Consider the following 13,473-nt stretch of genomic DNA (forward strand, 5'->3'; position numbering starts at 1 on the left):
CCGGAGCCACCCGCGACCCCCGCGCCGACATCGAGTCCTGCGCGTCCAAGCCCCGCACCGGAATCCAGCACCGCGCCGACGTCCAGCGTTGCGCCGAGCGGTGACCCGGCACCGATCGCACCCGTCGCACGGTCCGGTGCCGATCGCCAGGACGCCGCGCCCGGCGGCCCGGACGCGACGCCCGCGCCGGCGCCGCACGACGCTGCGGAGGCCCGACCCGACGCAGCGCCGTCCCGGCAGGGCGCTCGGTCGACCAGCCCGGAACCGACCTCGGCTCGTCCGGACGCAGCCACCGCGCGACCGGCGCAGGCCCAGGGTCAGACCCCGGCTCCCGTTGCGGCCGAGGCGCCGCGAGACGCCGATCCGCGCCCGACGCAGTCCCGTCCCGCCGCGTCCCCGGAGCCGTCCGGCGCGCCGGTCACCGAGTGGGCCGTCGCCACCATCCCCGCTGCCGACCCGACCGCGGGTGGCGAGCCCTCGTGGTCGGCGCCGTTCGGCACGACCGACACCGGCGAGCCGGTCGCCCCCGTGCAGACCGTGTCCGACCCGCGCGCGGACGCTGCCCTCGCGGCACAGCTCCGCCCGGCGTCCGCGCTCGGTGCCGCCCCACAGCAGCGCGCCGCACAGCACGACGCCGCACAGCCGAACGTCGCGACTCAGGGCGCGGCACCCCAGGCGCCGGCGACGCCGGACGTGACTGGGCAGGCTGCCGCGGCACCGGACACCGCGCCTCCCGCGGGCGGCCCGGTCGGCGCCCCGGACGTCCCGGTGGACGACTACCCGCTCGACGACGACCCGTACGGCGACGGTGAGCCCTACCCCGATGCGCCACCGGCCCCGCAGAACGCTCCGCAGCAGAACGCTCCGCAGCAGAGCGCGCCGCGCCAGTCGGCGCCCCAGCGCCCGGCCGCACCGGGACCCCAGGTCCGTCGGACGCCCGTCGCGGGTCGCTACGGCGAGGCCGTCGTGCGTGAGATCCTGAACGCTCAGTTCATCGAGGAGACCTCCCTCCACGAGGAAGGCGCCTGATGTACGACGGCATCGTGCAGGACCTCATCGACGAGTTCGGTCGCCTCCCCGGCATCGGACCGAAGTCGGCGCAGCGCATCGCGTTCCACATCCTCCAGACCGAGTCGTTCGACCCGAGCCGGCTCTCCGAGCTGCTGGCGGACGTCAAGGAGCGGGTCCGCTTCTGCGAGATCTGCGGCAACGTCACCGAGAACGTGCAGTGCAGCATCTGCCGCGACCCGCGTCGGTCCCCGGCCGTCATCTGCGTCGTGGAAGAGGCGAAGGACGTCGCCGCGATCGAGCGCACCCGCGAGTTCCGTGGGCTGTACCACGTGCTCGGCGGCGCCATCAGCCCGATCGACGGCATCGGCCCGGACGACCTGCGGATCCAGCAGCTCATGACGCGACTCGCGGACGGCACCGTCGACGAGGTCATCATCGCCACCGACCCCAACCTCGAGGGCGAGGCCACGGCGACGTACCTCAGCCGGTTGCTCGTGCCGATGGGCATCCGCACGACGCGGCTCGCGTCCGGTCTGCCGGTCGGCGGCGACCTCGAGTACGCCGACGAGGTCACCCTCGGCCGCGCGTTCGAGGGCCGTCGGGTCGTCGGCGGCTGACCGATCGGGCCGGACGGGCGCGCAGGATCGTTGCGTCTGCACCGGCTCCGACGCAACATCCTCGAAACACCGACTACCATCATGAGACCGCGTGACAGTCGCGGAACCGTCGTCCCCGGGAGTACCAACCAGTGGCCTTGATCGTGCAGAAGTTCGGTGGATCGTCCGTCGCGGACGCCGAGAGCATCAAGCGCGTGGCGAAGCGGATCGTCCAGACGAAGAAGGCCGGCAACGACGTCGTCGTGGCCGTCTCCGCGATGGGCGACACCACCGACGAGCTCGTCGACCTCGCGCACTCCGTGACGCCCATCCCCGCCGGCCGTGAGCTCGACATGCTCCTCACCGCGGGGGAGCGCATCTCGATGGCGCTCCTGGCGATGGCGATCAAGAGCCTCGGTGTCGAAGCGTCCTCGTACACGGGCAGCCAGGCGGGCATGCTCACGGACGCCCAGCACGGCAAGGCGCGCATCGTCGACGTCACCCCGAAGCGCGTGCGCGAGGCGCTCGACGCCGGGCACGTCGCGATCGTCGCGGGGTTCCAGGGCTTCAACCGCACGACGGGCGAGATCACGACGCTGGGCCGCGGCGGTTCCGACACGACGGCGGTCGCCCTCGCGGCGGCGCTCGAGGCCGACATCTGCGAGATCTACACCGACGTCGACGGCATCTTCACCGCCGACCCCCGCGTGGTGTCCAAGGCCAAGAAGGTCGACCGCATCACCAGCGAGGAGATGCTCGAGCTCGCGGCGTCCGGCGCCAAGGTCCTCTACATCCGTGCCGTCGAGTACGCCCGTCGGCACGGCGTCACCCTGCACGTCCGCTCCTCCTTCAGCAACGCCGAGGGAACCATCGTCTACAACCCTGCAGAGGGGGAAACCGTGGAAGAACCGATCATCACCGGCATCGCCGGAGACCTCTCCGAGGGCAAGATCACCGTGGTCGGCGTGCCCGACACCCCGGGCAAGGCCGCCGAGATCTTCACGATCGTCGCCCGTGCCGGCGCGAACATCGACATGATCGTGCAGAACGTGTCGGCGTCGAACGGCCGCACCGACATCTCCTTCACACTCCCGAAGGACCAGGGCCAGAGCGTCCTGACCGCCCTGGGCGTGGCGAAGTCCGACATCGGCTTCGAGGGCATCCAGTACGACGACCAGATCGGCAAGCTCGCCCTGGTCGGTGCGGGCATGCGCACCAACGCGGGCGTCTCGGCCGCGCTGTTCCGTGCCCTGCACGAGGCGTCGATCAACATCGAGATGATCTCCACCTCGGAGATCCGCATCTCGGTCGTGACCCGAGCCGACACCCTCAACGAGGCGATGCGCGTGGTGCACAACGCGTTCGGTCTCGACGCCGACTCCGAGGCCGTCGTCTACGCCGGCACCGGCCGCTGACCCGTCAGGAGCACCGCATGAGCACCCTCACCGTCGCCGTCGTCGGCGCCACCGGCCAGGTCGGCGCCGTGATGCGCCGTCTGCTCGAGGAGCGCGCGTTCCCGGCCGACCAGGTCCGGTTCTTCGCGAGCGCCCGGTCCGCCGGCACCACCCTGCCCTTCCGCGGGGGCGAGATCGTCGTCGAGGACTCCGAGACCGCCGACCCGTCGGGCATCGACATCGCGCTGTTCTCGGCCGGTGCGACCGCCTCGCGTGCCCTCGCGCCGAAGTTCGCCGCCGCGGGTGCGCTCGTCGTCGACAACTCCAGCGCCTGGCGCATGGACCCGGACGTCCCGCTCGTCGTGAGCGAGGTGAACCCGCACGCCATCGACGACGCGCCGAAGGGCATCATCGCGAACCCGAACTGCACGACGATGGCGATCATGCCGGTCCTCAAGGTGCTCGACACCGAGGCCGGTCTGCGCCGCCTCGTGGCCACCACCTACCAGGCGGTCTCGGGCTCCGGGCTCGCCGGCGTCGAAGAGCTGCTCGGCCAGGCGCGTGCGGCCCTCGAACAGGACACCGCCGCACTCACGCACGACGGATCCGCCGTGACGTTCCCCGAGCCGGTCAAGTACGTCCGCCCGATCGCCTTCGACGTCGTCCCGCTCGCGGGCAGCATCGTCGACGACGGGCTGGGTGAGACCGACGAGGAGAAGAAGCTCCGCAACGAGAGCCGCAAGATCCTCGAGCTCCCGGACCTCCTCGTCGCGGGGACCTGCGTGCGCGTGCCGGTCTTCACCGGGCACTCCATCTCGGTCAACGCCGAGTTCGACCGGCCGCTGTCGCCGGAGCGCGCGACGGAGCTCCTCGCCGCCGCACCGGGTGTCGAGCTCGCCGAGGTGCCGACGCCGTTGCAGGCCGCCGGACAGGACCCGTCCTTCGTCGGTCGCATCCGTGCGGACCAGTCCGCTCCCGAGGGCCACGGGCTCGCGCTCTTCGTCAGCAACGACAACCTGCGCAAGGGCGCCGCGCTGAACGCGGTGCAGATCGCCGAGACGATCGTCGCGCGCCGCACGGTCGCCGCGTAACCCGACGCGATCCAGGAGGGACGGTGCCGGACCGGCACCGCGCCTCCCGGCGTTCTCGGCTCGGCTTGTCAGCCGACGCCGGTAGGATCGTCTGGTGGCAGTGAAGCAGGTGGACCCCATCGACGTCGTCCTGGTCGGGGGAGGGATCATGAGCGCCACCCTCGGCGCGATCATCCACCGGCTCGAACCCACGTGGCGGATCCGCGTCTACGAGCGCCTCGGCACCGTCGCGCAGGAGAGCTCGAACCCGTGGAACAACGCCGGGACGGGGCACTCCGCGCTCTGCGAGCTGAACTACACGCCCGAACTCGCCGACGGTCGCGTCGACATCAGCAAGGCCGTGACCGTCAACGAGCAGTTCCAGGTCTCGCGCCAGTTCTGGGCGCACCTGGTCGAGACCGGTGACCTGCCGGAACCGTCGAACTTCATCAACCCCACGCCGCACATCTCGTTCGTCTGGGGCGCCGACAACGTCGAGTACATGCGCAAGCGGTACGAGGCGATGAAGGACCACCCGCTCTTCGCCGGGCTCGAGTTCTCCGACGACCCGCAGCAGATCCGCCAGTGGGCACCGGCGCTCATCCCCGGTCGCAAGAAGGACCAGCCGATCGCGGCGACGTACTCGGCCGCCGGGTCCGACGTCGACTTCGGTTCGCTCACCCGCCAGCTCTTCGACCAGCTCGAGATCGACGGTGTCGAGTTCGAGCCCTCGCACCAGGTCACGAAGCTGACCCGTTCGACGGTCAGCGAGGGCTGGGTGCTCGACGTCCGCAACGAGATCGGTCGTTCGACGCAACGGATCGCGGCGAAGTTCGTCTTCGTCGGAGCCGGTGGCGGCGCCCTGCACCTGCTGCAGAAGTCCGGCATCCCCGAGATCCGCGGCTACGGCGGGTTCCCCGTGTCCGGCGAGTTCCTCCGCACGGACGACCCCGAGGTCGTGCAGAAGCACGCGGCGAAGGTCTACGGCAAGGCCAGCGTCGGTGCCCCGCCGATGTCGGTGCCGCACCTCGACACCCGGATCGTGGACGGCAACTCCTCGCTCATGTTCGGGCCCTACGCCGGGTTCAGCCCGAAGTTCCTCAAGCAGGGCTCGCTGTTCGACCTGGTGAAGTCGATCCGTCCGCACAACCTGCGGCCGATGCTGAGCGTGGCCTTCTCGAACTTCGACCTCGTCCGGTACCTCGTCGGGCAGCTGCTCGCCTCGAAGCAGACGAAGTTCGACGCCCTCCGCGACTTCATGCCGAGCGCCGAGCCGGAGAACTGGCACCGGATCACCGCCGGGCAGCGCGTGCAGGTCATCAAGCCGGACAAGGACAAGGGCGGGGTGCTGCAGTTCGGCACCGAGGTGATCACCTCGGCCGACGGCTCGATCGCTGGGCTGCTCGGCGCGAGCCCGGGCGCCTCCACGGCCGTGCCGATCATGCTCGGCATGCTCCGGAAGTGCTTCCCCGACCGCTGGGACCGCTGGGAAGCCGCGGTGCGCGTGATGGTGCCGACCTACGGGCAGGACCTCGGATCCGACCCGGAGCTCGCGGACGCGACGCTCGAGCGCACGGCGAGGGTGCTCGGACTCCACCACTGACGTCCACCGGCTTGCGGGCCGTTCGAACATGTGTTCGAATGGCGGTATGCGGTGGAGTGGTCAGGCGATCGATGCCACGCGGAGCGATGCGCTCCCCGGGCTCGAGTCGAACAGTGGGCTCGTCCGGAGTGTGACCACGCCGGAGTTCGCCGGTGTCACCTTCCACGAGGTGCTCGCCAAGAGCGCACTCAACCGCGTCCCCGCGGCGGACGGCAGCGGCACGTACGGCTGGACGATCAACCCCTACCGCGGGTGCAGCCACGCCTGCGTGTACTGCTTCGCCCGCCCGACGCACACCTACCTCGAGTTCGACGGGGGAGCGGACTTCGACCAGCAGATCGTCGTGAAGACGAACGTGGCCGACGTCCTCCGTCGTGAGCTGCGGAAGCCCAGCTGGGACCGCCACCCCGTCGCGCTCGGTACCAACACCGACCCGTACCAGCGCGCCGAGGGCAAGTACCGCCTGATGCCGGGCGTGATCCGCGCCCTCGCCGAGTCCGGCACACCCTTCAGCATCCTGACGAAGGGCACCCTGATGCGGCGGGACGTCCCGCTGCTGGTCGAGGCCGCACGCTCGGTGCCGGTCGACCTCGCGATGTCGATCGCGGTGTACGACGACGAACTCCAGCAGCAGGTCGAGCCCGGCACGCCGACGACGGCCGCGCGTCTGGCGACGGTCCGGGCGATCCGCGACGCCGGCCTGACGTGCTCGGTGTTCCTCATGCCGGTGCTGCCGTACATCACCGACACCCGTGCGCACCTCGACGACGCGATCGGTCGAGCAGCGGCGGCCGGCGCGTCGAGCGTCATGTACTCGGCGCTCCACCTGCGCCCAGGGGTGAAGCCGTGGTGGTCCGCGTGGCTGCAGCGCACCCGGCCGGACCTCGTGGAGCGCTACCGCTCCATGTACCTCGACAACACGTACGCGCCGAAGGACTACCGACGCTGGCTCGCCGAGCGGGTCCGGCCGATCCTGCGGGCGCACGGCATGGGGCTCGGCACGGTCGACCCGACGACCGGCTCGATGGGGTTCTCGAACCGGCTGGTCAACGCTGGCGGAGCACCCACGACGCCGGCGGGCGCAGTCCCGGGGGCAGGGCTCGCGACGCCGGCGGGCGCAGGCCCGGGGGCAGCGCCCACGACACCGGCGGGCGCAGGCTCGGGGGCAGGGCTCGCGACCCCGGCCGGCGCACGTCCGGGGACAGCACCGGCGACGAGGGCGGGCGTGATCTCCGGACCGTCGCCGTTCGAGGAACAGTCCCGACCGACCACCTCACCGTTGAAGCGCGCGGACCCGGGCTTCGACCAGCGCCTCGCACCACGGGTGGAACCGTCGCTGCCGACGCTCTTCTGACCGGGTCGGGTGGCGGCGGCGCGCTTCCGCGTTCGGGGGACACCGGGAACCTCCGTGTGCCGGTATCATCGAGCGGGTCGCCGATCGCTCCGACAATCGGGGTACACGATCGCGCCAACGGTGGTTGGATCGTGGGCGGCGTTCCCCTCGTCCGGAAGGACCCCCACCCGTGCTCGGCATCCCCACGCACCTCGCTCCGCGAGTCAACGCGTGGTCGACCGTGCGCGCCTTCCACGCCGCCGCCGTCGGCTCGCTCGCCGCCGCGGCGATCGCCCTGGTGCTCTACCGTCTGGCCGAGCCGGACGTCCGGGTGGTCAGCGCCGTCCTGGCCCTGGTCCCGATGCTCGGCATGATCGCCGTCCACGTGCAGTTCGGCACCTGGCGCTCGGCGATCGCCTTCCTCGCGGTCGGCGGGGTGTGCGCGTGGTGGTTCGCCGTCGTCGTGCAGCGGGAGGTCCCAACGGGGTGGGTCGCCTCGTACCTGCTGTCCCTGGCGGTCATCCCGCTCGTGCTCGTCGGCGGTGCCGGCGCGGTCGCGGGCCGGGTGGCCCTGTGGTCGATCGCCGGGTTCGTCGTCGGTCGGGTCGCGACGTCGATCGCGGTCGCGCAGGCGGGCGGTCCGGCACACCCCCTCGTGCTTGCGTGGGTGACCCTCGCGTTCGTCATCGCCCTCGTGCTCGTCACGAGCCGGAACACCGGCCGGTCCCGACGCGTGCAGCCCGAGCTCCTCCGCTCCGCGCGCGAGGAGCACGTCTCGGCGTACCGCGCCGGGGTCGAGGCCGAGGCGTCGGCCATCCTGCACGACACGGTCCTCAACCACCTCGGCGCCATCGCCCTGGCGCCGGACGGTCCGATGGACCCGAACCTCGCCCGCACGGTCGAGGCGGACGTCGCGATGCTCACCGGCAAGGAGTGGCTCGCCCCGAGCGCACGCCCGGCCCGTCCGGAACCGGGCGCCGCGGTCCGGGCGTTCGAGCAGATGATCGACGAGCACCGTGCACTCGGACTCGACGTGACGGTGACCGGCGATCCGGCAGCGCTCGTGCGCCTCGAGCAGGCCGCGATGACCGCGGTGCTCCGTGCGGTCGGACAGTGCCTGGCGAACGTCCGGAAGCACGCCGGCACCGACGCGGCCGAGGTGAGCGTGTTCGACGACGGCGTCGCGTGCACGCTGATGGTCGTCGACGACGGGCGTGGCTTCGACGAGTCCGCCACCAGCCCGGACCGGATGGGTCTGCGGGGCTCCGTCCGCGAGCGCATCGGTCGTGTCGGCGGCGACGTGCAGGTGTGGTCGTCGCCGGGCTCGGGCACGAGCGTGATGATGTCGGTGCCCTACGGGGTCGTCACGGGGACGACCCCGGTGACGCCGAGTGCCGGCACCGAGGTGACCCGATGACGCGCCCGGCACCGGAGCGGGACACCGCCCGCACCGCGCAGCAGTACGACCCGCTCGGCGCCATGGGGTCCCGTCCGCTGGCGATCGTCCTCGGCGCCTCGGGTGTGCTCTGGGCGCTGCTCGCCTCCGTCTTCGACCGTGACGTCGTCGGCAGTCCCACGCTGAGCGCCCTCACCGTGCTGCTGCTCGCGGCCTCCGGCACCGTGGTGTTCGTCGCGTCGAGTCCGTTCCGCGCACCCTTCCCACGGTGGGCGTTCGCGGTGCACGTGCTGCTCCTCGCGGCGGCGACGGTCACGAGCATCGCCGCGCAGTGGGGTCCGGACCGGAACGCCCTGAACGACTTCATGTCCCTGCTCTGCGCGACCGGGATCGTGATGACGGCCCCGTACCGGCCGTGGTCGGACCTGGCCGTCGGCGGGCTCGTGCTCGCGGTCGTGACCGGTGCCTCGTGGGGCGTCGCCGCGTCCGTGTTCCCCGCCGACGTGCCGACCGGCGTCGCCGCGTTCCTGGCTGCGGCGCCGACGCTCGTGCTCACCGCCGCCTCGGTCGCGTTCGCGTGGACGTTCGCGGGACTCGCCGAGCGGGTGCAGATCCGCGCCGGCTCGTACTCGGTCGAGCGGGCGGAGCGCGACGGCATCGACGCCGCCGTGCAGCAGGACCGCACGACGATCCTCACGCGGGACGTCGCCCCCTTCTTCGCCGAGCTCCGCACGAAGGCGGTCATCACCGATGCCGACCGCGCCCAAGCCCGGATGATCGCCGACGGCATCCGTCGTGCGATGGTCGCCGACGCGGACCGCACCTGGTTCGAGCAGGCCGTCCGGTCCGAGGGCGGCCCGGATGCCGTCGTCGACGACCCGGACGGACTCATCGCGACCCTCGACGCCGACCAGCGCACCGTCGTCCGGACGTTCCTGCGAGCCGCGCTGCGTGCGGCCACGGTCGACCCGGCGGGCTTCCGGGCGACGATCCGGCGCACGGGGTCGGACGACGCCGGTCCGGACGCTGCCGGGCCCCGCGGCGAGGGCCCACCGACGGGCACCACGCACCGGCCGACGGCGGGCACCGTGGCCGTCGCCATCGACCTCGCCGTCGACGATTCGGACGTCGGCATCCACCGCACCTTCGACCCCTACTTCGCGGTCCTCCGCGTGACGTTCCCCGATCTGGACGTCGCGGTCCGACCCTCCGCCCTCGCACTAAGGTTCTCGTATGACCAGCACTGACCCGAGCCGGATCACGGAGGGCACGCCCGCCCTGCCGAACCCGGGGACACGACGCGTGCGGCTGGCGATCCTCGACGACCACGAGGTGCTGTTGGACAGCCTGTCGAGCTGGATCGCGGTGAACGCGTTCGACTTCGACCTCGCGCTGACGGCCCACACGTGGCTCGAGATGGTGCACAGCGAGAACTTCCCGACGGACCTGGTGTTCCTGGACTTCCAACTGAAGGAGCCCGTCTCGATCGAGGCCCGCGTGCGCACCTGCCGTGCTGCCGGCGCGAAGGTCATCGTCCTGTCCAGCGTCGACAGCCGTGAGTCCCGCGATCGTGCGCTCGCCGCGGGCGCCGCGGCCTTCCTGTCGAAGTCGCTGCCGATGCGCGAGGTCATGGACGTCGCACGCGAGATCATGGGCGTCGCCCGCGACACCCCGCCGCAGCGCGACTGGCGTCCACTGCCCACCGGTGCGAACGCGCACCAGCGGCCGAAGCTCAGCCACGGCGAAGAGGAAGCCCTGCGCCTGTACGTGTCGGGCTACTCGACGAACGAGGTCGCCGCGCAGATGAACGTGCAGTACGAGACCGCGAAGACGTACCTGCGTCGCGTGCGTGAGAAGTACAGCAAGGTCGGTCGGCCCGCGTCGAAGAAGTCCGACCTCATCCGTCGGGCGGCCGAGGACGGGTTCCTCGCGTAGTGGCGAAGCTCTACTTCCGGTACGGCGCCATGAACAGCGGCAAGAGCACGGGGCTCCTGCAGGCGGCGTACAACTACGAGGAACGCGGTCACCGGGTGCTGCTCGCGAAGCCGTCCGTCGACACCAAGGGCGATCGTGAGATCGTGTCGCGCCTCGGGGTGACCCGGACGGTCGACATCGTGTTCTCGCCGGAGGAGGACGTCCGACGAGCCGTCACCGAGGCCGGTGCGACCGATCCCGAGTCCGCCCGGCTCGACGGCATGGTCCGGCCGGTCAGCTGCGTGCTCGTCGACGAGGCGCAGTTCCTCACGCCCCGCCAGGTCGACGACCTGCTGCGCATCGCCGTCCTCGACGAGGTGCCCGTCATCACCTACGGCATCCGCACCGACTTCCGCACCGAGGCGTTCCCCGGCAGCGCTCGCCTGCTCGAGGTGGCGCACTCCCTCGAGGAGCTGAAGACCATCTGCCGCTGCGGCCGCAAGGCGGTCTTCAACGCGCGCAAGGTCGACGGACGCTTCGTCTTCGACGGGTCGCAGGTCGCGATCGACGGAGTCGACGTCACCTACGAGTCCCTGTGCGCCAACTGCTACCTGACCGAGTCCGGTGGGCGCCTGGACGGCGCCTGACGGGTCCGTCCGCGCGGGCGGGTCGCGTGCCGTGGACCGGGCCGTCCGGCGGCCTGGAGGCGCGGTGCGGGCCCGCACCGCGCCTCCAGACCCGCACGTGGTGCGGAATGCGCGTCGCGCCGCCGACGTTGGCGACTGCATGAGCGACGCATCCGTGCACCTGTCCGTCCTCGACCTGGCGACCCGCGAGTACGGCCAGTCCAACACCGAAGCCCTGCAGGGCTCCATCGACATGGCGGTGCGCGCCGAGCAGCTCGGCTACGAGCGCTTCTGGGTCGCCGAGCACCACGGCATGCCGGGCATCACGTCGTCCGCGCCGGCGGTGCTGCTGAGCGCCGTGGGGGCCGCGACCTCCACGATCCGGATCGGCTCCGGCGGCGTGATGCTGCCGAACCACGCGCCCCTCGTCGTCGCCGAGCAGTTCGGCACGCTCCGGGCGCTGTACGGCGACCGGGTCGACCTCGGCCTCGGGCGTGCCCCGGGGACCGACGGCGCGACGGCGATGGCCCTGCGCCGCACCGACCGGCTCGACGTGGACGACTTCCCGGAGCGTCTGGCCGACCTCATCGGCTTCTTCACCGGCATGGACGAGTCGAACCCGCTGTCCCGCATCCGGGCGGTGCCGGGCTACGGCGACGTGCCGGAGTTCTGGCTGCTTGGGTCCTCCGGGTACAGCGCGCAGGTCGCGGGGGCCCTGGGTGTCTCGTTCGCCTTCGCACACCACTTCGCGTCGGACAACACCGAGGCAGCGCTCGCGCTGTACCGGGATTCGTTCCGGCCGTCGCGCTTCCGCTCGGAGCCGAACGCCCTGATCGGCGTGCAGGTCGTCACCGACGAGGCCCCGGCGGTGATCGAGGAGCAGAGTGCGCCGGGCATGATCTCGTTCATCCGCATGCGGCAGGGCGCGAAGCCCGAGCCGGTGTCGATGGAGGAGGCACGCGCGTACGAGTTCTCCGACCTCGAGCGCCGGTTCATCCAGGCGCGGACCGAGCGACAGGCGTACGGCTCCGCCGACGAGGTCGCGGCGAAGATCAACGCCCTCGTCGCCTCGACCGGGGCGAACGGCGTGATCGTCGCGCCGGGTGCCGCGCAGGCGCGGTACCGGCACCAGGCACTCGAGGTCGTGGCCCGGCTGTACGCGGAGGGCCGACTCGTGGCAGCGGGGGAGCCGGCGGTCACGTCGGCCTAGCGCGGTCGGCACCGCCACGCGTCGTCCCGCGAGGGCTCTGCGCCGGTCGGACGCTGCTCAGTCGACCAAGCCGAGGCGTCGCGCGGCCGTGATCGCGGCGACGCGGGAACCGACCTCGAGCTTCCGGAAGACGTTGTAGACGTGACGCTTGACCGTGCCGACGGCGATGCCGAGGTCCGCCGCGATCTCGGCGTTCGTGTGCGCGCGCATGACGAGCCGGAGGACCTCGAGCTCACGGTCGCTCAGCAGCGGGTCGGTGGGAGGGGTCGGCCGTGCCGAGGACCGTCCGGCCGCCGCGCGGACGATCCGATCGACCAGTTCGCCGCTCGGGGTCGTCTTGGTCACGAAGTCGGCGGCCCCGGCCGTGAGGAGCGTGCGGCGGAGGACCGCGTCACGGTGCATCGTCAGCACCACGATCGCGATGTCCGGACGCGTCCGGCGCAGCGAGGCGATCGTGGTGCGTGCCGGTGGGCCGTCGAGTTCGACGTCGAGCAGGAGCACGTCGACCGCGGCGGCCTCCGCCGAGTCGAGGACGTCGGACGATCGCGCGCCGTGCGTCACGACCCGGATCTGCGGGCGGGCGCCGAGGATCGCGGCGAGTCCCTCGCGGAAGAGGTGGTGGTCGTCGACGAGCGCGACGTGCACCACGTCGGTCGCCGTCACAGGGCACCGATCGGGACGGCGAGCTCGACGGTGGTCCCCGCGCCGGGGCGGCTCGTGACGGTGCACCGGGCGCCGATGACCGCGGCGCGCTCGAGCATCGTCCGACGCCCGAGCCGTCCCCTGCGCTCCTCGGTGTCGTCGAAGCCCGGTCCGTCGTCCGAGACGGTGACCGTGAGGGTACGCGGCGACCAGGCGAACGTGACGGTGGCGGTCGAGTCCGGGGCGTGCTTGCGCCAGTTCGTCAGTGCCTCGAGCAGGATCGTCAGGGTCTCCTCGGACTTCCAGCTCGGCATCGGGACCGGCGTCCCTGTGGAGGTGATCGAGACCGCCGCGTCCTCGGGGAACAGGTCGGTCAGGTGGCGGGCCAGTGCGTCGTCGAGCCGGTCGTCGCCCACGCGGGCCCGCAGCGCCACGGCGAGGTCCTGCAGCTCGCCGAGGGCCCCGCGGAGGAGCTTCGCCGCGTCCTCCAGCTGGGCGTGCCGATCGGCCGTGCCGGCGTCCGCTCCGCCGCCGCGGGCTGCCGTGCCATGTGCTGCACTGGCGTCTGCTGCGGTGGCGTCTGCCGCGGAGCCGGGGGCTGCGGTGGCGTCTGCTGCGGTGTCGGGTGCCGTCTCCGCGAGCAGGGCGAGGTCGACGCGCTGCACGCCGGCGAGGATC

Annotated in this window: 12 protein-coding genes and 1 pseudogene; 11 read left to right on the forward strand and 2 right to left on the reverse strand. The window is 71.9% G+C overall.

The features are described 5' to 3' along the window. Positions 1 to 528 precede the first annotated feature (528 nt). The 11 genes and pseudogenes from I5E_RS24760 to I5E_RS16875 all read left to right on the forward strand — a co-directional run bounded on the left by I5E_RS24760 (position 529) and on the right by I5E_RS16875 (position 12,153). On the forward strand, positions 529 to 1,029 hold the full coding sequence (locus I5E_RS24760) for a hypothetical protein (RefSeq protein WP_148287021.1): 501 nt from the start codon (positions 529 to 531) through the stop codon (positions 1,027 to 1,029). Further along, positions 1,029 to 1,628: a recombination mediator RecR gene (gene recR / locus I5E_RS16830; protein ID WP_022908014.1), complete on the forward strand. Its 600-nt coding sequence runs from the start codon at positions 1,029 to 1,031 to the stop codon at positions 1,626 to 1,628. The genes I5E_RS24760 and recR overlap by 1 nt, the downstream gene beginning before the upstream one ends. Before the next feature lie 131 nt (positions 1,629 to 1,759). After that, positions 1,760 to 3,022: an aspartate kinase gene (locus I5E_RS16835; protein WP_022908015.1), complete on the forward strand. Its 1,263-nt coding sequence runs from the start codon at positions 1,760 to 1,762 to the stop codon at positions 3,020 to 3,022. Positions 3,023 to 3,039: 17 nt separating this feature from the next. Next, a complete protein-coding gene (locus tag I5E_RS16840) occupies positions 3,040 to 4,092 on the forward strand; it encodes an aspartate-semialdehyde dehydrogenase (RefSeq protein ID WP_022908016.1) in 1,053 nt (350 codons plus the stop codon). 94 nt (positions 4,093 to 4,186) lie between these two features. Beyond that, positions 4,187 to 5,674, forward strand: coding sequence for a malate:quinone oxidoreductase (locus I5E_RS16845; RefSeq protein WP_031263020.1), 1,488 nt, complete (start codon positions 4,187 to 4,189; stop codon positions 5,672 to 5,674). Positions 5,675 to 5,720: 46 nt separating this feature from the next. Continuing rightward, a pseudogene (locus I5E_RS22055) lies at positions 5,721 to 6,665 on the forward strand (Rv2578c family radical SAM protein); the annotation flags it as partial. 532 nt (positions 6,666 to 7,197) lie between these two features. After that, positions 7,198 to 8,424, forward strand: a complete 1,227-nt coding sequence (locus I5E_RS16855; RefSeq protein ID WP_022908019.1) for a sensor histidine kinase — start codon at positions 7,198 to 7,200, stop codon at positions 8,422 to 8,424. Continuing rightward, complete coding sequence (locus I5E_RS16860) at positions 8,421 to 9,650, forward strand: hypothetical protein (RefSeq protein ID WP_022908020.1); 1,230 nt, start codon at positions 8,421 to 8,423, stop codon at positions 9,648 to 9,650. Before I5E_RS16855 ends, I5E_RS16860 begins: the two co-directional genes overlap by 4 nt. Then, the gene (locus tag I5E_RS16865; protein WP_022908021.1) at positions 9,637 to 10,338 is read left to right on the forward strand and encodes a response regulator transcription factor; all 702 of its coding nucleotides are present in this window, start codon (positions 9,637 to 9,639) and stop codon (positions 10,336 to 10,338) included. Before I5E_RS16860 ends, I5E_RS16865 begins: the two co-directional genes overlap by 14 nt. After that, positions 10,338 to 10,964: a thymidine kinase gene (locus tag I5E_RS16870; RefSeq protein ID WP_022908022.1), complete on the forward strand. Its 627-nt coding sequence runs from the start codon at positions 10,338 to 10,340 to the stop codon at positions 10,962 to 10,964. Before I5E_RS16865 ends, I5E_RS16870 begins: the two co-directional genes overlap by 1 nt. 139 nt (positions 10,965 to 11,103) lie before the next feature. Continuing rightward, the gene (locus I5E_RS16875; protein WP_022908023.1) at positions 11,104 to 12,153 is read left to right on the forward strand and encodes an LLM class flavin-dependent oxidoreductase; all 1,050 of its coding nucleotides are present in this window, start codon (positions 11,104 to 11,106) and stop codon (positions 12,151 to 12,153) included. Between the two features lie 57 nt (positions 12,154 to 12,210). On the opposite strand, the gene I5E_RS25705 is transcribed toward I5E_RS16875, so the two are convergent. Together I5E_RS25705 and I5E_RS25710 are read right to left on the reverse strand one after the other, a co-directional pair. After that, positions 12,211 to 12,816, reverse strand: coding sequence for a response regulator transcription factor (locus I5E_RS25705; protein WP_022908024.1), 606 nt, complete (start codon positions 12,814 to 12,816; stop codon positions 12,211 to 12,213). Next, positions 12,813 to 13,473, reverse strand: a 661-nt coding sequence (locus I5E_RS25710; protein ID WP_022908025.1) for a sensor histidine kinase, incomplete at its 5' end; no start/stop codon positions are given. The genes I5E_RS25710 and I5E_RS25705, both read right to left, overlap by 4 nt.

Source organism: Curtobacterium sp. B18 (assembly GCF_000333375.1).
Taxonomy (GTDB): domain Bacteria; phylum Actinomycetota; class Actinomycetes; order Actinomycetales; family Microbacteriaceae; genus Curtobacterium.

What these genes read in the sequence shown, in the direction of transcription:
- recR (WP_022908014.1), top strand. Translation starts at nt 1,029, where the DNA reads ATGTACGACGGCATCGTGCAGGACCTCATCGACGAGTTCGGTCGCCTC.
- I5E_RS16860 (WP_022908020.1), top strand. Translation starts at nt 8,421, where the DNA reads ATGACGCGCCCGGCACCGGAGCGGGACACCGCCCGCACCGCGCAGCAG.
- I5E_RS16840 (WP_022908016.1), top strand. Translation starts at nt 3,040, where the DNA reads ATGAGCACCCTCACCGTCGCCGTCGTCGGCGCCACCGGCCAGGTCGGC.
- I5E_RS16875 (WP_022908023.1), top strand. Translation starts at nt 11,104, where the DNA reads ATGAGCGACGCATCCGTGCACCTGTCCGTCCTCGACCTGGCGACCCGC.
- I5E_RS16865 (WP_022908021.1), top strand. Translation starts at nt 9,637, where the DNA reads ATGACCAGCACTGACCCGAGCCGGATCACGGAGGGCACGCCCGCCCTG.